Annotated in this window: 17 protein-coding genes; 12 read left to right on the top strand and 5 right to left on the bottom strand. The window is 63.6% G+C overall.

Going from position 1 to position 17,633, the window contains the following annotated elements; genetic code table 11:
- Positions 1 to 200: 200 nt before the first annotated feature.
- The 3 genes from ACZYOF_RS17145 to cysD all read right to left on the bottom strand — a co-directional run bounded on the left by ACZYOF_RS17145 (position 201) and on the right by cysD (position 5,374).
- The gene (locus ACZYOF_RS17145; RefSeq protein ID WP_463716487.1) at positions 201 to 2,363 is read right to left on the bottom strand and encodes a malate synthase G; all 2,163 of its coding nucleotides are present in this window, start codon (positions 2,361 to 2,363) and stop codon (positions 201 to 203) included.
- Between the two features lie 272 nt (positions 2,364 to 2,635).
- On the bottom strand, positions 2,636 to 4,552 hold the full coding sequence (gene cysC / locus ACZYOF_RS17140; protein ID WP_463716486.1) for an adenylyl-sulfate kinase: 1,917 nt from the start codon (positions 4,550 to 4,552) through the stop codon (positions 2,636 to 2,638).
- 27 nt (positions 4,553 to 4,579) lie between these two features.
- A complete protein-coding gene (gene cysD, locus ACZYOF_RS17135) occupies positions 4,580 to 5,374 on the bottom strand; it encodes a sulfate adenylyltransferase subunit CysD (RefSeq protein ID WP_394566334.1) in 795 nt (264 codons plus the stop codon).
- A 256-nt stretch (positions 5,375 to 5,630) separates the two neighbouring features.
- Between cysD and cysG the strand changes: the two genes are divergently transcribed.
- The 12 genes from cysG to ACZYOF_RS17075 all read left to right on the top strand — a co-directional run bounded on the left by cysG (position 5,631) and on the right by ACZYOF_RS17075 (position 17,019).
- The gene (gene cysG / locus ACZYOF_RS17130) at positions 5,631 to 7,058 is read left to right on the top strand and encodes a siroheme synthase CysG (RefSeq protein ID WP_463716485.1); all 1,428 of its coding nucleotides are present in this window, start codon (positions 5,631 to 5,633) and stop codon (positions 7,056 to 7,058) included.
- Positions 7,055 to 7,372, top strand: a complete 318-nt coding sequence (locus ACZYOF_RS17125; protein ID WP_130579440.1) for a DUF2849 domain-containing protein — start codon at positions 7,055 to 7,057, stop codon at positions 7,370 to 7,372. Before cysG ends, ACZYOF_RS17125 begins: the two co-directional genes overlap by 4 nt.
- A gap of 11 nt (positions 7,373 to 7,383) precedes the next feature.
- On the top strand, positions 7,384 to 9,039 hold the full coding sequence (locus ACZYOF_RS17120; protein ID WP_463716484.1) for a nitrite/sulfite reductase: 1,656 nt from the start codon (positions 7,384 to 7,386) through the stop codon (positions 9,037 to 9,039).
- A complete protein-coding gene (locus ACZYOF_RS17115; RefSeq protein WP_130579444.1) occupies positions 9,026 to 9,541 on the top strand; it encodes a DUF934 domain-containing protein in 516 nt (171 codons plus the stop codon). Before ACZYOF_RS17120 ends, ACZYOF_RS17115 begins: the two co-directional genes overlap by 14 nt.
- The gene (locus ACZYOF_RS17110; protein ID WP_130579446.1) at positions 9,538 to 10,257 is read left to right on the top strand and encodes a phosphoadenylyl-sulfate reductase; all 720 of its coding nucleotides are present in this window, start codon (positions 9,538 to 9,540) and stop codon (positions 10,255 to 10,257) included. Before ACZYOF_RS17115 ends, ACZYOF_RS17110 begins: the two co-directional genes overlap by 4 nt.
- 121 nt (positions 10,258 to 10,378) lie before the next feature.
- A complete protein-coding gene (locus ACZYOF_RS17105) occupies positions 10,379 to 11,368 on the top strand; it encodes a sulfate ABC transporter substrate-binding protein (protein ID WP_165421143.1) in 990 nt (329 codons plus the stop codon).
- Positions 11,369 to 11,435: 67 nt separating this feature from the next.
- Positions 11,436 to 12,242: a sulfate ABC transporter permease subunit CysT gene (gene cysT / locus ACZYOF_RS17100; RefSeq protein ID WP_165421146.1), complete on the top strand. Its 807-nt coding sequence runs from the start codon at positions 11,436 to 11,438 to the stop codon at positions 12,240 to 12,242.
- A gap of 13 nt (positions 12,243 to 12,255) precedes the next feature.
- The gene (gene cysW / locus ACZYOF_RS17095) at positions 12,256 to 13,218 is read left to right on the top strand and encodes a sulfate ABC transporter permease subunit CysW (RefSeq protein WP_130579449.1); all 963 of its coding nucleotides are present in this window, start codon (positions 12,256 to 12,258) and stop codon (positions 13,216 to 13,218) included.
- A complete protein-coding gene (locus ACZYOF_RS17090; protein ID WP_130579450.1) occupies positions 13,208 to 14,257 on the top strand; it encodes a sulfate/molybdate ABC transporter ATP-binding protein in 1,050 nt (349 codons plus the stop codon). Before cysW ends, ACZYOF_RS17090 begins: the two co-directional genes overlap by 11 nt.
- Before the next feature lie 158 nt (positions 14,258 to 14,415).
- Positions 14,416 to 14,952: a CAP domain-containing protein gene (locus ACZYOF_RS17085; RefSeq protein WP_207234479.1), complete on the top strand. Its 537-nt coding sequence runs from the start codon at positions 14,416 to 14,418 to the stop codon at positions 14,950 to 14,952.
- A 95-nt stretch (positions 14,953 to 15,047) separates the two neighbouring features.
- Positions 15,048 to 16,223, top strand: a complete 1,176-nt coding sequence (locus tag ACZYOF_RS17080) for a DUF3734 domain-containing protein (RefSeq protein WP_130579452.1) — start codon at positions 15,048 to 15,050, stop codon at positions 16,221 to 16,223.
- A 7-nt stretch (positions 16,224 to 16,230) separates the two neighbouring features.
- On the top strand, positions 16,231 to 17,019 hold the full coding sequence (locus tag ACZYOF_RS17075) for a 3-hydroxybutyrate dehydrogenase (protein WP_463716483.1): 789 nt from the start codon (positions 16,231 to 16,233) through the stop codon (positions 17,017 to 17,019).
- 52 nt (positions 17,020 to 17,071) lie between these two features.
- Here the strand turns inward: ACZYOF_RS17075 and ACZYOF_RS17070 are convergent, their stop codons facing one another.
- Positions 17,072 to 17,371 (bottom strand): type II toxin-antitoxin system RelE/ParE family toxin, encoded by a 300-nt coding sequence (locus tag ACZYOF_RS17070; protein ID WP_463716482.1) that lies wholly within the window; start codon positions 17,369 to 17,371, stop codon positions 17,072 to 17,074.
- Positions 17,368 to 17,604: a hypothetical protein gene (locus ACZYOF_RS17065; protein WP_130579455.1), complete on the bottom strand. Its 237-nt coding sequence runs from the start codon at positions 17,602 to 17,604 to the stop codon at positions 17,368 to 17,370. The genes ACZYOF_RS17070 and ACZYOF_RS17065 overlap by 4 nt, the downstream gene beginning before the upstream one ends.
- Positions 17,605 to 17,633: the final 29 nt, after the last annotated feature.

Here is a 17,633-nt window from a genome sequence, read left to right as displayed (position 1 = left end):
ACTGCTGATGCATTGCGATTGATGGCCTTGACACGAACCATCCCATGTGAGGTTCTGGCTGGCTGGTTACCCGCCTCGATACGCCGCCCTTCTCAGGCCGTCATCACCCAGATTCCGCCATAGCTCTTCCAACCATGCGGCGCCATGCTCTGTAGCCCGGATGAAGCAAAGCGCAATCCGGGCTACGGCGATGTGCCAGATCAGCCGGCGGCTTTCGCTTCGCGACGGCGGGCGGTGAGGATGAACTCGGTGTAGCCGTTCGGCTGCTCGCGGCCCTTGAAGATCAAGTCGCAGGCGGCCTTGAAGGCGACACCGTCGAAGGAGGGCGCCATCGGCTTGTAGAGCGGATCGCCCTTGTTCTGGCCATCGACGACGATAGCCATACGCTTCAGCGACTCCATCACCTGGTCCCTGGTGACGACGCCCTGGTGCAGCCAGTTCGCCAGATGCTGGCTCGAGATGCGCAGGGTGGCGCGGTCTTCCATCAGGCCGACGTCGTGAATGTCAGGCACCTTGGAGCAGCCGACGCCCTGGTCGATCCAGCGCACGACATAGCCCAGGATGCCCTGGCAGTTGTTGTCGATCTCCTGCTTCACGTCATCGGGCGCCCAGTTCGACTGCGACACCGGAATGGTGAGGATGTCGGAGAGTTTCGCGCGCGGCCCACCCTTGGCCAGCTCCTGCTGGCGCGCTATCACGTTGACCTGGTGATAGTGCAGCGCGTGCAGCGTCGCAGCGGTCGGCGACGGCACCCAGGCGGTGGTGGCGCCGGCCTGCGGATGGCCGATCTTCTGCGCCAGCATGTCGGCCATCTTGTCGGGCGCCGCCCACATGCCCTTGCCGATCTGCGCATGGCCGGGCAGGCCGTCGATCAGGCCGATGTCGACATTCCAGTCCTCATAGGCCTTGATCCAGGGTTGCGCCTTCATGTCGTTCTTGCGGATCATCGGACCCGCTTCCATCGAGGTGTGAATCTCGTCGCCGGTGCGGTCGAGGAAGCCGGTGTTGATGAACATCACGCGCTTGCCCGCATTCTGGATGCTGGCCTTGAGGTTGACCGTGGTGCGGCGCTCCTCGTCCATGATGCCGACCTTGAGCGTGTTCTCCGGCAGCGAGAGCAATTTCTCGACCTCGCCGAACAACTCACAGGTCAACGCGACTTCATCGGGGCCGTGCATCTTCGGCTTGACGATGTAGACCGAGCCGGTGCGGCTGTTCTTCACCTTCGACTTGCCCTTGAGATCATGGATCCCGAGCAGGCCGGACACCGCGGCATCAAGGATCCCTTCCGGGATTTCCTCGCCCTTCGCATCGAGCACGGCGTCGGTGAACATGTGATGGCCGACATTGCGCATCAGAAGCAGGCTGCGGCCGTGCAGCGTCAGATCCTTGCCGTCGGGCGTCTTGTAGACGCGGTCGGCATTGAGCGAGCGCGTCAGGGTCTTGCCGCCCTTCTCGAAATCAGCCGACAGTGTGCCGGCCATGAGACCAAGCGTATTGCGATAGACCAGCACCTTGTCCTCGGCGTCGACGGCCGCGACGCTGTCTTCCATATCGAGGATGGTGGAGACCGCCGCCTCTAGGATCATGTCGGCGACCCCTGCCGGATCGTCCTTGCCGATCGGATGATTGCGGTTGATCGTCACGTCGATGTGCAGGCCGTTGTTGACGAGCAGCACGGCGCTTGGCGCGGCGGCATCGCCCTGATAACCCGCGAATTGCGCGGCCGATTTCAGTGCGGTGGTGTTGCCGTTCTTGAGCTTCACCGCGAGCTTCCCGCCGCTGACGCTGTAGGAAGTCGCATCGGCATGGCTTCCGGTCGCGAGCGGCGCGGCCGAATCCAGGAGCGCCTTGGCCTTCGCGATCACCTTGTCGCCGCGCGCTTTGTTATAGCCCTTGCCACTCTCGCTCGGGTCATGCGGGATCGCGTCAGTGCCGTAGAAGGCGTCATAGAGGCTGCCCCAACGCGCATTCGCCGCATTCAGCGCATAGCGCGCATTGGTCAGGGGCACCACGAGCTGAGGACCGCAGATCTTGCCGATTTCTTCGTCGACATTGGCGGTCTCGACCTGCCTGGTCGGCGGCTCCGGGAGGAGATAGCCGATTTCCTTCAGGAAAGCGGTATAGGCGTTGATGTCGAACTTCTTGCCCTTGTTGGCGTGGTGCCAATCGTCGATCTTGGCCTGCAGCGTGTCGCGGAAGGCGAGCAGCTCGCGGTTTTTCGGCCCCAGTTTTGCGATGATGGCGGCGAGCCCCGCCCAGAAGGCGTCGGGCGCGATCCCGGTGTTGGGGGTCGCTTCCTTGGCGATGAAATCGAACAGGACAGGGGCGATCTTCAATCCGTGGGCTTCGACACGCGTCATGTTGGGCTTTCCAAGAGAAATGGCGTTTACGGACTGTTTTCGGGACGAAAACAGCAAAAAACGCGCCAAAAGGCGGGCGGTTCAGCGCCCTTTTAGCGCTAAAGCCACGGCCATGAGAAGGCCCCCCGGGTGGCCATATTACCCGCAACCGTCATGCCCCGCGGAGGCGGGGCATCCAGTACGCCGCGGCTTCTCGGTTCAACTACGATCATCTCTGAAATACTGGATCGCCCGGTCAAGCCGGGCGATGACGGGGAGGGGAGATTGCCTGCCTAAATATTCGCCGCGAGGTCGGCGACTTCCTCGAATAGGATGCCGGTTTGGGCCAGCATCCGTTCGATTTCGTCTATTGCGTCAGCGACTGTCCGGCTCGACGTATCGATCGTCAGTTCGTTACCCGCCGGCGGCTCGTAATCATTGGTGATGCCGGTGAAGGAGGGCAGGCCGCCCGCGCGGGCCTTGGCGTAATGGCCCTTTGGATCGCGGCTTTCGCAGATCTCCGCCGGCGTTGCGACATAGATCTCACGGAACGCGCTGTCGGCGATGCGGCGCGCGGCGGCGCGGTCGGATGCGGCGGGCGAGACCGCGGCGACGATCGCGATATGGCCGTTGCGCGCCAGATGCGTCGCGACCTCCGCGAGGCGGCGGATGTTTTCGCTGCGATCCGCGTGCGAGAAGCCAAGGTCGCTGTTGAGGCCGGCACGCAAGGTGTCGCCATCGAGCAGGATCGGCGAGCCGCCATTCGTGAACAGCCGCCGCTCCAGCGCAAGCGCCAATGTCGATTTGCCGGAGCCGGGCAGCCCCGTGAACCAGAGCACGGCGCCGCCATGACGATAGCGGGCCGCACGCTCGTCGGCGCGCAACGCGGACTCCACCGGCACGATGTCGACGGGCACGGCGCGCTGGCCGGCATCGACCGACAGCACGAGGCCGCCGCCGGCGATCCGGCCGTTCACCTCGATCACCAGCCGCCCGGTGCGCGGGCTTTCGCTGTAGGGATCGGCAGCAATCGGCTGCGCCAGCGAGATGTCGATCTCGCCGACATGGTTGCGTGCGATCGAATTGGTTTCCTTGTTGGAGAGCGCGCCGGGATCGACTGCCTTGTCGATCGCGACCACGCTCGCGCGGGTCTCGCGCGTGCCGAGCCGGATCAGGATCTGGTCGCCCTTCGACAATGGCTTATCGTGCAGCCAGAAGATCCGGGCGTGGATGCGGCGGGTGTCGCGCGGGCTCAGGCCGACATGGCCGATGACGTCGCCGCGCTCGATGAAGAGCTCGCGGTCCAGCGTGATGCCGACCGAGCGGCCGGCCGTTTGCGGTCCCTGAAGCGGCGTCACCGGCCAGCTCTCGACGGTCTTGATCTTCGCGATCTTGCCGGCGGGCATGATCACGATCTCGTCGCCGGCCTTCAGGCTGCCGGATTCGATGCGGCCGGCGATGATGCGGCGGTCGTCGAACTTGTAGATCGCCTGCACCGGCAGTCGCAGCGGCAATGTTTCCGCCGGCCGCGCCGGCTCCAGCGCATCCAGCGCCTCGACCACGCTCGGCCCCTTGTACCAGCCGATCCGCGGCGTGTGCGCGGCAACGCCGTCGCCGTCGCGCGCGGAAATCGGAATCACCGCCGATGGCTTCACGCCAAGACCGGTCAGGTGCGCCGATATCTCGTCGCTGATCTCGTTGAAGCGCTCGGCGCTAAAATCGACCCGGTCCATCTTGTTGACGACGACAGCGACCTGCTTGATGCCGAGCAAATGCAGGAGATAGCCGTGCCGCCGCGTCTGGTCGCGCACGCCTTCGAGCGCGTCGATGATCAGCACGGCGCCGTCGGCCTGCGAGGCGCCGGTGATCATGTTGCGGAGGAATTCGGCGTGGCCGGGCGCGTCGATCAGCACCACGTCGCGCGAGCGGGTACGGAAGCGGATCTGCGTGGTGTCGATGGTGATGCCCTGGTCGCGCTCGGTCTGCAGCGCGTCCAACAGGAACGACCATTCGAAGGGCATGCCGCGCCGCGCGCTGACGGCTTTCAGCATTTCGAGCTTGCCATCGGGCAGGCTGCCGGTCTCGTGCAAGAGGCGGCCGACGAGGGTGGATTTGCCATGATCGACATGGCCGACGATGACGATGCGGACTTGCGGACGCGTGGTGCCGTTCGGTGTCGCCGAAATCGCGCTGGGAAGAACCATGTTCATCGAAGATCGCCTTAACTTGCTAAGAGCTCAGAGATAGCCGGCGACACGCAGCCGCTCGAACGCATCCTCGGTCTCATGATCGAGTGCGCGGCCCGCGCGTTCCGGCACCTTGGTGTCTTCGAGCTCGGCCAGGATCTCATCGATGTCAGACGCGGTCGACGCGACGGGGAAGGTGATGTCGGCATCACCAAGCGAACGATAGCGCTTGCCGTCCTTCGCCAGATAAAGCGGGATGATCGGGATGTTCTCGCGTCTTGTGTAGGCCCAGATGTCGGCCTCGGTCCAATGCAGAATTGGATGGATGCGCAGATGCGCGCCTTGCGGCGGCGAGGCGTTGAAGTGATCCCAGAATTCCGGCGGCTGGTCGCGCACGTCCCATTCGCCCTCGAGGCCGCGTGGCGAGAACACGCGCTCCTTGGCGCGCGTGGCCTCTTCGTCGCGGCGGATGCCGGCGATCAATCCGTCAAAGCCGTGCTTGACCAGCGCGAGCTTCAGGCCCTCGGTCTTGCGCGCAGCAGAGCGCGCCGCAGGCGGCAGCGTGGGGTCGACACTATCGATCGGCGGGCAGGGTTCGACGCGCAGGTCGATATCCCATTCCTTCGCGTACTGGTCGCGGAAGGCATACATCTCCGGAAATTTCTTGCCGGTATCGACATGCAAGGCAGGGAAGGGCACGCGGCCGAAGAACGCCTTGCGCGCGAGCCAGATCATCACGTTGGAGTCCTTGCCGAGCGACCACAACAGCGCGAGCTTCTTCAACCGGGCGAACGCCTCGCGCAGAATGTAGATGCTTTGCGCTTCGAGCTCGTCGAGATGATCCATTGAAGGGACGGTCGCGGGTGCTTCGACGAGGATTTTGCGCGACGCCTTTATTCCCTCGCGGGGCTCGGATGAGCGCAACCGTGCTGTGCCGGATTCATTGTCGAGAAGATGCATCTCTGTGCCTTGGCCTTTGGAGGCGAAAATTCTATAGTTGCGATGCAATAGAGAAGAAATAAATTTCTCTTTGCGGGCGCTTGCCGACACATATATAGAATAAAATTCCAGTCAACCCATAAGTTGGGGAAGCGAGTGGCGCATGCGGTTCTTGCCGGTGTTCCTGGATCTGCAAACAGGCGTGGTGCTGTTGGTCGGCGCCGGAGACCTCGTGCGTGCGAAGCTGCGTCTGCTCGCGGCAGCCGGCGCGCGCGTCCGCTGGTTTGCGACCGACGGCAATCATGATGTGAGCGGGATCGATGCGACGCGCGTCGAACTCGCGACAGGCGATCCGCTCGTCGCCGATCTCAGCGGCGTCATCGCGGTGCTCTGCGCGGGCGCCGGCGATATGGGTGTTGCGATGGCGGCGCGTGCGAAGGCTGTCGGCCTGCCCGTCAATGTGATGGACGATCTCGACCATTCCACCTTCATTTTCCCGGCGATCGTCGATCGCGGCGATGTCGTGGTCGCCGTTGGCACCGGCGGCGCTTCGCCTGTTGTGGCGCGCCGCGTGCGCGAGCGGATCGAGGCGGTGCTGCCCTCGCGCATCGGCGATCTCGCGTCTTTCATCGGCCAATTCCGCAAATCTATACACGCGCGCATCGGCGAATTCGCACTGCGCCGCCGCTTCTGGGAGCGCGTTGTCGACGGTCCGATCGGCGCGCTGGTGCTGGCCGGCAAGAGGGGCGAAGCGGAAAAGGCCCTGCAGCAGATTTCCGATCCCTCCGCCTTTGCCGGCGCGAACGCGCTCGGCAAGGCAAAGGGCCATGTGACGCTGGTCGGTGCGGGACCTGGCGATCCGGATCTCCTCACCATCAAGGCGCTGCGCGCCCTGCAGGACGCTGACGTCGTGTTCTACGATGAATTGGTGTCATCGGAGATTCTCGACCGCGCCCGCCGCGACGCATCGCGCATCCCGGTTGGCCGCCGCGTCGGCAAGCCCGGCATCGGCCAGGACGCGATCAACAGACTGATGATCGAGGCTGCGAAATCAGGACAGCGCGCGGTGCGGCTGAAGGGCGGCGATCCCTTCATCTTCGGCCGCGGCGGCGAGGAGATCGAAGCGCTGCGCCAGGCGGGCGTCGCCTATTCGGTGATCCCCGGCATCACGGCGGGCCTCGGCGCCGCCGCACAATTCGAGACGCCGCTTACCTTCCGCCATGAGGCGCTGCGCATCACCTTCCTCACCGCGCACAAGGCGCGCGACGCCGAGACTGTCGACTGGTCGGCGCTAACAGACAAGAAGATGACCGTCGTCGTCTATATGGGCATGACCGCGGCGCCGACGATCCGCGCCGGGCTGTTGGCCGCCGGCCGTTCGCCAGAAACGCCGGTCGGCGTGTTCGCGCGGGTGTCGCGGCCGGATGCCAAGGCTGCGGTCGGAACGCTCGAACATCTGCCGTCGCTGGTCGAGAAGATCGATGGCGGTCCCGCCATCCTCGTCATCGGCGATGTCGTCTCCCACTCCGCGCCGTGGCGTCGAGCCAACCTCAACCAAGTGATCTCGGAACTTTTGGAAGCTGCCGAATGACCTCTCCGCTTGAACAGAAGAAAATCAGAATTACCGGGCCTTCGGTAGTGACCGCCAACCGCACTCATGATGGCGTGGTGATCTATCGCACGCCGCAGCATGGCTGGTCGTCGCGCCTCGCTGATGCCGCGATCGTGCGCACATCCGACGATGCGCGGGCGCTGCTTGCCGAAGCGGTTGCCGACGATGTCGGTGCCATCGGTTCCTACATCGCGCCTGTCGAAATCAAGGACAATGGAGAGATTGCGCCCGGCAATCTCCGCGAACATATCCGGTCGGAAGGCCTCACCATCGAGCTTCCGGTTCCGGCTTAAGGTTCTCCCTCATGTACGCATATGACGAACTCGATCGCACGCTCCTTCACGAACGTGTCGAAGAATTCCGCGACCAGGTGAAGCGCCGCCTTTCCGGCGAACTCACCGAGGACGAATTCAAGATCCTGCGATTGCAGAACGGCGTGTATCTGCAGCTCCACGCCTATATGTTCCGCGTCGCGATCCCCTATGGCACGCTGTCGTCAAAGCAACTGCGCGCGCTTGCCCATGTCGCGCGCCGCTACGATCGCGGTTACGGCCACTTCACGACGCGGCAAAACATCCAGTTCAACTGGATCAAGCTCGCCGAGCTGCCGGACGCGCTCGCCGATCTTGCCGAAGTCGGCATCCACGCCATGCAGACTTCCGGCAACAACATGCGCAACGTCACCTCGGACCAGTGGGCGGGCGTCGCGCCCGGCGAGGTCGAGGATCCCCGCATTTGGTCAGAGCTGCTCAGGCAGCATACGACGCTGCATCCGGAATTCTCGTTCCTGCCGCGCAAGTTCAAGATCGCGATCACCGCGTCCGATCACGACCGCGCCGCGATCAAGATCCACGACATCGGCCTGCGGCTGCACAAGAACGCCGATGGCGAGACCGGCTTCGAGGTGCTGGTCGGTGGCGGGCTCGGCCGCACGCCGTTCATCGCCAAGAGCATCAAGCCGTTCGTGCACGGCCGCGACATCCTGAGCTATGTCGAGGCGATCCTGCGCGTCTACAACCAGTATGGCCGCCGCGACAACATCTACAAGGCGCGCATCAAGATTCTGGTGCACGAACTCGGCATCGAGAAGTTCGGCAAGGAAGTCGAGGAAGAGTGGCAGCTATTGCGCGACAGCGCGCTGACGCTTGACGACGCCGCGATCGAGGAAGTGCGCTCGCGTTTCAGCTATCCCGCCTACGAGAAGCTGCCGCATATGCCTGACGAGCTCAAGCAGGCGGCGCATGATCCGCTGTTCGAGCGCTGGCGCAAGAACTCGGTGTTTCCGCACAAGGTGCAGGGCTATTCGATCGTGACGCTGTCGCTGAAGCCGGTCGGCGGCCCGCCCGGCGACGCCACCGCCGAGCAGATGGACGTGATCGCCGATCTCGCCGATCGCTATTCCTTCGGCGAGATTCGGGTCGGCCATGAGCAGAACCTGGCGCTGCCGCATGTCGCCAAGCGCGACCTGCCGGCGCTGTGGAAGGCGCTCGACAAGGTCGGGCTCGCGACGCCGAACGTGAACCTGGTCTCCGACATCATCGCCTGCCCGGGGCTCGACTACTGCTCGCTCGCGAACGCGCGCTCGATCCCGATCGCGCAGGAATTGACGCGGCGCTTTGCCAATCATGATACCGCAGGCCTGATCGGCCGGCTGCACATCAACATCTCCGGCTGCATCAATGCCTGCGGCCACCACCATGTCGGCCATATCGGCATCCTGGGTGTCGAGAAGAACGGCGAGGAATTTTACCAGATCACGATCGGTGGCCGCGCCGATGAGAGTGCCGCGCTCGGCACGCTGATCGGCCCCTCGGTGCCCTATGCCGAGGTCGCCGACGTGGTCGAGGACATCGTCGAGGCTTATCTGGCGCTGCGCGATTCCCCCGATGAACTCTTCATCGACACGGTCAAGCGGCTCGGCGTCGAACCTTTCAGGGAGCGGGTCTATGCCACTCGTTAAGAACGGAAAAATCGCAACCGACATCTACGTCCATGTCGCCGATGGCGCGGAGATTCCGGCTGATGGCGCGATCCTGGTGACGGCGGCGCGCTTCCTCGAAGATTCCGAGGCGCTGCTGCAGCGGCCGGGCAAGGTCGGCGTGATCTGGCCCAATAACCGTGACCTCGACGATCTCGTGCCCTATCTCGATCGGCTCGCTGCGGTCGCGTTGGTGTTTCCGTCCTTCCGCGACGGCCGCGCTTATAGCCAGGCGCGGCTGCTCCGTGAGCGCTATCGTTTCAACGGCGAATTGCGCGCCACCGGCCAGGTGCTTCGCGACCAGTTCGTGTTCATGCTGCGCGCCGGCTTCGACGCGCTCGACGTGAAGAAGGAAAAGGATGCGGACGCCTTCGCGGAGACGGTGAAACGCTACACCGTATTCTACCAGCCGACCGGCGACGGCCGCGCCACCGCGCTGAGCCGCCGCACGCAATTGCGCCATTCCGAAAGCGCCAGCCCATGAGCACGCTCGCGCCCGAGATGCCGGTCGAGGCGCGGTCGGCGCAGGAGCTCAATCGCGCCCTGTGCGCGGCGACGCCGTTCGAGGTCATCGAGACCGCGTTGAAGACGGTCGGCCGCGAGCGCCTTGCGCTGGTCTCGTCGTTCGGCACGGAATCGGCGGCGCTGCTGAAGGTGATGGCCGATGTCGATCCGGCCATCCCCGTGATCTTTCTCGATACAGGCTGGCTGTTCGCGGAAACGCTTGCCTATCGCGACACGCTGATCGACACGCTTGGTCTGACCGATGTTCGCTCGATCAAGCCGCTCGAGGAGACGCTTGGTCGCGAAGATCCCGAGCGCGATCTCTGGTTCTCCGATCCCGACGCCTGCTGCCGCATCCGCAAGGTCGAGCCGCTCTCGCGCGCGCTGGCGCCGTTCGCGGCCTGGCTCAATGGGCGCAAGCGCTTTCAGGGCGGCGCCCGCGCCGACATTCCCGTGGTCGAGGAAGACGGCGTCCGCCTGAAATTCAATCCCTTCGCCAACGCGACGCGCGAAGAGATTGAAGCGATCTACCGGGACGGCAAGCTGCCGCCGCATCCGCTTATTGCCTCCGGGTACATGTCCGTCGGCTGCATGCCCTGCACCAGCCGCACCGCGCCTGATGAGGAGGTGCGCGCCGGTCGCTGGCGCGGCCGTGCCAAGACAGAATGCGGCATTCATACGATGAAGACTTCTTAGGACAATGACGCTGCCACGCCGCAAACAATGAAATGCGGTTCCGTTGACTAAAGCGTTCTCCGCCGCGAGTTATGTTCCGCGTGCTCCGGTGTTGCTTCATCTGATTTGAATGGAGATAGAGATGATCCGTCGTATCCTGCCGCTCGTCGCGGGCTTGCTGTGGGCGGGTTCGGCCTTCGCCGCCGATTACTCGCTGCTCAACGTGTCCTACGATCCGACGCGTGAGCTCTATGCCGATTTCAATAAGGCGTTTGCCGCCGCCTATCAGAAGGAGACCGGCAAGACCGTCGAGATCAAGCAGTCGCATGGCGGCTCCGGCTCGCAGGCGCGCGCCGTGATCGACGGCCTGCAGGCCGACGTGGTCACGCTCGCGCTCGCTTACGACGTCGACGCGGTCGCAGCCAAAGGCCTGATCGCACCGGACTGGCAGAAGCGCCTGCCGCAGAATGCCGCACCCTACACCTCGACCATCGTTTTCCTGGTGCGCAAGGGCAATCCCAAGGGCATCAAGGATTGGGACGACCTGATCAAGCCGGGCGTTGCCGTCATCACGCCGAACCCGAAGACCTCGGGCGGCGCGCGCTGGAATTATCTCGCCGCCTGGGGCTACGCACAGAAGAAGTTCGGCTCCGCCGACAAGGCCAAGAAGTTCGTCGCCGACCTCTATCAGAACGTGCCCGTGCTCGACACCGGTGCACGCGGCTCGACCGTCACCTTTGTCGAGCGCGGCGTCGGCGACGTGCTGCTCGCCTGGGAAAACGAGGCGTTTCTGGCGCAGCGCGAATTCGGCAAGGACAAGTTCGAGATCGTCTCGCCGCCGCTGTCGATCCTCGCCGAGCCGCCGCTCGCGATCGTCGATGCGGTTGCGGACAAGAAGGGCACCAGGGCGATCGCCGAGGCCTATCTGAAATATTGGTATACCAGGGAAGGCCAAGAAATCGCCGCGCGCAATTCTTACCGTCCGCGCGATCCGGAGATTGCCAAGGAATACGAGAAATCCTTCGCCAAGGTTGAACTTTTTACCATCGACGACGTTTTCGGTGGTTGGACCAAGGCGCAGAAGGAGCACTTCGCCGAGGGCGGCATCTTCGACCAGATCTACAAGAATTGATCTGGTCGGGCCCGTGGGGGCAGAAGCAGGGGGATAGGTGAGCACAGCGGTTGCACGGCGCAGCACTTTGCCGGGATTCGGTCTCACGATGGGACTGACCCTGACGTGGCTCTCCGTTATCGTCCTGATTCCGCTCGCGGGTCTGTTTCTCAAGACGTTTGAGCTGAGCTTCGATCAGTTCTGGGGCATCGTCACCAGCCGCCGCACCCTGAGCGCACTGAAGATTTCGTTCGGGCTTTCGTTTGCCGCGGCCTGCGTCAATCTGGTGATGGGCACGATCATCGTCTGGGCGCTGGTGCGCTACCGCTTTCCGGGACGGCGGCTGTTCGATGCGATCGTCGACATTCCCTTCGCGCTGCCGACCGCGGTTGCCGGCGTCGCGCTGACCCAGCTCTTTGCGCAGAAGGGCTGGTTAGGCGCGCCGCTTGCCGAACTGGGCATCAAGGTCGCGTTCACGCCGATCGGCATTTTCGTCGCCATGGTCTTCATCGGCATTCCCTTCGTGGTGCGGACGGTACAGCCTGTGCTGATCGATCTCGATCCCGAGATCGAGGAGGCCGCGGCAAGCCTCGGCGCCAACCGCTGGCACACGGTGTTTCGCGTGATCCTGCCGAGCCTGATCCCGGCGCTCCTCACCGGCTTTGCGCTCGCCTTTGCCCGTGCCGTCGGCGAATATGGCTCGGTGATCTTCATTGCCGGTAATCTGCCGAATGTCTCCGAGATCGCGCCATTGTTGATCGTGATCCGGCTCTCCGAATTTCGCTATGCGGATGCCACCGCGATCGCGGTGGTCATGCTGCTGGCTTCCTTCGTCATCATTTTCGCGGTCAATCGCCTGCAGCGCTGGGCGCAGACCCGCATTCCCACCCACTGAGGGGCCAGCATCGATGTCGCTGCAATCGAATCTGGCCTCCTCCACCACGCAGGTGCGGGCCTACGCCCCGACGGCAGACCTCAATGTCGTCTCGCCGCCGTCGCAGCGGGAGAAGGTACGCCCGCACACGGCGGCCTCGAAGCGGGATCTGCGCACCGAGCCCCGGCCGATCCGCTTCCTGATCGTCGCGCTGGCGCTGATCTTCCTCACCGTGTTCGTGGTGCTGCCACTGGTCGTGGTGTTCGCGTCGGCGTTTTCGCGCGGCGTCACGGCCTATTTCGTCGCGCTCACCGAGCCGGAGGCGCTCTCGGCGATCTGGTTGACGCTTCTGATCGCGGCGATCTCCGTCAGCCTCAACCTGATTTTCGGCGTGATTGCGGCCTGGGCGATCTCGAAATTCGATTTTGCCGGCAAGACTTTTTTGATCACGCTGATCGATCTGCCGTTTTCCGTCAGCCCCGTGATCTCGGGCCTGGTCTTCGTGCTGCTGTTCGGCGCGCAGGGCTTCTTCGGGCCATGGCTGCAGGCGCACAACATCCACATTCTGTTTGCTGTGCCCGGCATTGCGCTCGCCACCATCTTCGTGACCTTCCCCTTCGTCGCGCGCGCGTTGATCCCGTTGATGCAGGAGCAGGGCACGCAAGAGGAGGAAGCGGCGGTTTCACTGGGCGCGTCAGGGCTGCAGACCTTTTTCCGCGTCACTTTGCCCAACATCAAATGGGGCCTGCTCTACGGCGTCCTGTTGTGCAACGCGCGCGCGATGGGCGAGTTCGGTGCGGTGTCGGTGGTCTCGGGCCATATCCGCAACGAGACCAACACCATGCCGCTGCTGGTCGAAATCCTCTATAATGAATATCAGTTCGTGGCGTCGTTCGCGATCGCGTCGCTGCTTGCGATGCTGGCGTTGATCACGCTGGTCGTGAAGACGATCCTCGAACGGCGTCTGGACGAAGGGCAGATGGTCAGTGACGATTGAAGTCAAAAATATCGTAAAGAAGTTCGGCGATTTCGCAGCGCTCGATAATGTCAGCCTGAAGGTCGGCGACGGCGAGCTGTTGGCGCTGCTCGGGCCGTCCGGCTCCGGCAAGACCACGCTGCTCCGGATCATTGCCGGTCTCGACTGGCCCGAGGCGGGCGAAGTGACGATCGACGGCGAGGATGCGCTTGGCCGGGGCGCCAGCGAGCGCCATGTCGGCTTCGTGTTCCAGCACTACGCGCTGTTCCGCCACATGACGGTGTTCGAGAACGTCGCCTTCGGCCTGCGCGTGCAGCCGCGCGCGATCCGCAAGGACGAGAAGGCGATCCGCGCCCGCGTCAAGGAGCTGCTTGATCTCGTGCAGCTCGACTGGCTGTCGGATCGCTTTCCCAGCCAGCTATCCGGCGGCCAGCGCCAGCGCATCGCGCTCGCCCGTGCGCTCGCAATCGAGCCGCGCATCCTGCTGCTCGACGAGCCCTTCGGCGCGCTGGATGCCAAGGTGCGCAAGGAGCTCAGGCAATGGCTGCGCTCGCTGCATCAGGAAATTCACGTCACCTCGATCTTCGTCACCCATGACCAGGAAGAGGCGCTCGAGGTCGCCAACCGCGTGGTGGTCATGGACAAGGGCCGTATCGAGCAGATCGGCACCCCCGGTGAGGTTTATGACAATCCGGCGACGGCCTTCGTCCACGGCTTCATCGGCGAATCCATCGTGCTGCCGGTCGATGTCAGCGACGGCGCGGTCCGGCTCGGCGGCAGGCCGCTCAACATCGCCGCCAATGGCGCGGCGCCCGGCGCCTCCAAATTGTTCGTGCGCCGCCATGACATGCAGATCGGCCCGGCGGGGGGCGGATCGCTGGAAGGGGCGGTGCGCCGTGTCCGTTCCTTCGGCCCGATCCAGCGTGCCGAGGTCGCGCTTGCCGACAGCGAAGGCAAGACCGTGATCGAGATCGATGCGCCGCGCGACCGGGAACTGCAGGCCGGCGAAGTCATCTCGCTGGAGCCCCGCCGCTACCGCATCTTCGCAGTTCACGATTAGCCCTGTAGCCCGGGTGAAGCGAAGCGCAACCCGGGATCTGCATCCGCTTGCGAGAAAGCCCCGGATTACGCTTCGCTTCATCCGGGCTACGGGACCTCGCGGACGGCAACCGCCGCCGCAAAAAATCGTCCCGCGTTCACCATTCAGCCACGGTTGGTATGCAACAACGGCGGACCAACCTTGGGGGAATCCTTTCAGTGAAACGGACGACGGTCGCCCTTCTTGGGCTTCTGGTGCTGGGCGGCTGCGCGACAGACACTCCACTTCCGGAACAGCCGGCCATGTATGTCAACATGGCTGCACCCGGCGCTGTCCTGGACACCCAGGCCGCCGCGACCATGATCTCGCAATATCGCCAGAACAACGGCCTCGGCACCGTGGTGGTGGACCCTGCGCTCGTGAAGCTCGCCGAGCAGCAGTCGCAGGCCATGGCGGCCCGCAACAAGATGGACCATGACGTGAAGGCGCCGCTCGGCAAAAGGCTGGAAGGCTCCGGCTATCCAGCGACGGTGGCGGTCGAAAACGTCTCGGCCGGCTATCATACGCTGGCGGAAGCGTTTTCCGGCTGGCGCGATTCGCCGCCGCACAAGGCCAATATGCTCAAGGGCGGTGTCACAAAATTAGGCATCGCGGCGAGCTACGCACCGAACACCAAATACAAGGTGTTCTGGACGCTGATCCTGGCGTCAACCTAACTCTGTGTGATCGAAAGCCTCGATCAGGCCGATTGACGCGGTCGCGAACTGCGGCCACGGTGCACGCCGTTATGCCCCACTAATTGACGGTCACGATGGATACTTCCGATCCCGCGCCCGCCACGACGCCCGCCAAGGCGCAGCGCGTATTGGTCCTGCAGGGCGGCGGCGCCCTTGGCTCCTATCAGGCCGGAGCGTTTCAGGCGCTCTGTCGCGCCGGCTTCGAGCCGGAATGGATTGCCGGCATCTCGATCGGCGCCATCAATGCCGCGATCATTGCCGGCAACGAGCCGGACAAACGCTTGCCGCGCTTGAAGGAATTCTGGGAGATGGTATCGCGTCCGGTATCCTGGAATCCGGTCACGCCCGGCGACCGCGCCCGCACCTTGTTCAACGAGACCAGCGCCGCCATCATCGCGACATTCGGCGTCCCCGGCTTCTTCGCGCCGCGGATCCCGCCGGCGCCGTTCTGGCCCATGGGCAGCTCGGAGTCGCAGAGCTATTACGACACCGCGCCGCTGAAGAAGACGCTGGAGCGGCTGGTCGATTTCGACCGCATCAACGATCTCAAGACCCGGCTTTCGGTCGGCGCGGTCGGCGTGACCTCGGGCAATTTCAGGTATTTCGACAATTACGAGTTCAAGAAGCTCGGCAAGAAGATCGGCCCCGAGCACATCATGGCCTCCGGCGCGCTCCCGCCCGGCTTCCCGTCCGTCCTCATCGAGGGCGAGCATTACTGGGATGGCGGCATCGCCTCCAACACTCCGCTCGACTTCGTGCTTGATGAGGAGACCCGCCGCGATCTCCTGATCTTCCAGGTCGACCTGTTCAGCGCCCGCGGGCCGTTGCCGAACTCGCTGCTCGAAGCGGCCGAGCGCGAAAAGGACATCCGCTATTCCAGCCGCACGCGGATGAACACCGACAAGAACAGGCAGATCCACAATGCGCGCATGGCGGTGCGCGACCTCATCGGCAAGCTGCCGGATTATCTGAAGAACGACCCCTCCGTTGAATTGCTGCGGCAGGCCTCCAAGGAGAACACCGTCACGGTGGTGCACCTGATCTACCGGAGCAAGAACTACGAGACGTCGTCGAAGGATTACGACTTCTCCCATGTCGCCATGGTCGAGCACTGGGAGGCGGGCGTCCGCGACGTGCATTTGTCGATGCGTCACAAAGAATGGCTAGAACGACCGCAGTCCGGCGAAACCATGGTGACCTACGATCTCACGGGGGACGTCGATCCGTTCCCCGCACGCAAGAAGGAGTGAAGCAGATATGGCTACGTTGACAGGCAAGACCGCCGTCGTGACCGGCTCAACCAGCGGCATCGGATTGGCGATCGCGCGCAAATTCGCCAGCGCTGGGGCCAATGTCGTCATCAATGGCATGGGCGTGCCGGCCGATATCGAGCGGGAGCGCTCCGGCATCGAGACCGATTTCAAGGTCAAGGCCGCCTATTCGCCGGCCGACATGACCAAGCCCGCCGAGATCGCCGAAATGATCGCGCTCGGCGAAAAGACCTTCGGTTCGGTCGACATCCTCGTCAACAATGCCGGCATCCAGTTCGTCTCCCCGATCGAGGAATTTCCGATCGAGAAGTGGGATGCGATCATCGCCATCAACCTGTCGTCGGCGTTTCACGGTATCCGCGCCGCGATTCCGGGCATGAAGAAGCGCGGCTGGGGCCGCATCATCAACACCGCCTCCGCGCATTCGCTGGTCGCCTCGCCCTTCAAGTCGGCCTATGTCTCCGCCAAGCACGGCATCGCCGGCCTCACCAAGACGGTGGCGCTCGAACTCGCGACCTTCAAGATCACCTGCAACTGCATCAGCCCGGGCTATGTTTGGACGCCGCTGGTCGAGCACCAGATTCCGGAGACCATGAAGGCGCGCAACATGACCAAGGAGCAGGTCATCAAGGACGTGCTGCTCCAGGCCCAGCCCACCAAGGAATTCGTCACCGCCGACCAGGTCGCCTCGCTCGCACTGTTTCTGTGCAGCGACGACGCGGCGCAGATCACCGGCTCGAACTACTCCATCGATGGCGGCTGGACCGCGGAGTAGGGCCTTTCTCGCGTGTCCCTCTCGACGTCGGTCGGGAGGGGACATGACCCTATCACTCCAACCCGGTTGGAACGAAGGGACGCCGCGACGTGTGGCGGATGTGTAGAACGTCGACGGCATCGCCGCGGACTCGATAGAAAATCCTGAACGGATAGCGGACGACTGCAACGACGCGGACAGAGGAGCGTTGGGAGACCCGTGGCGCTGACTCGGGTGCGCGGCGAATGCGGTCTAACACGACCAGAAATCGATCCTCAATGGATCTGGCTATAGTCGGACTGGCGTTGGTCGAATAGTAAGTCGCGATTTCGGTCAGATCAGCGAGCGCTCGCCGAGACCAGACAAGCTTCATTTCGGACGAAACTTCGCAAAGGCGGCCTCGACCTCGCGCTCGGTAGCGACTTCGCCGGCGTCGATCGAGGCTATCGCGGCATCGATCGCCAGCAGTTCCTCATGCGTCGCGACATACTCGTCGCTTCGCAGTTCATTCTCGATTTGCTCTGCGACGGCAACGAGCTCATCCTGCGCGGCTTCGGGCCACGTCCGAACACGTTCCAGAAGATCTTTTAGGTGTGCTGCGGTCATGTTGAAAATATACGCCGCGTCAGCAGGAA

The sequence above is a fragment of the Bradyrhizobium sp. LeoA1Lang genome (assembly GCF_055413685.1).
This window is presented reverse-complemented; position numbering and strand designations above follow the sequence as displayed.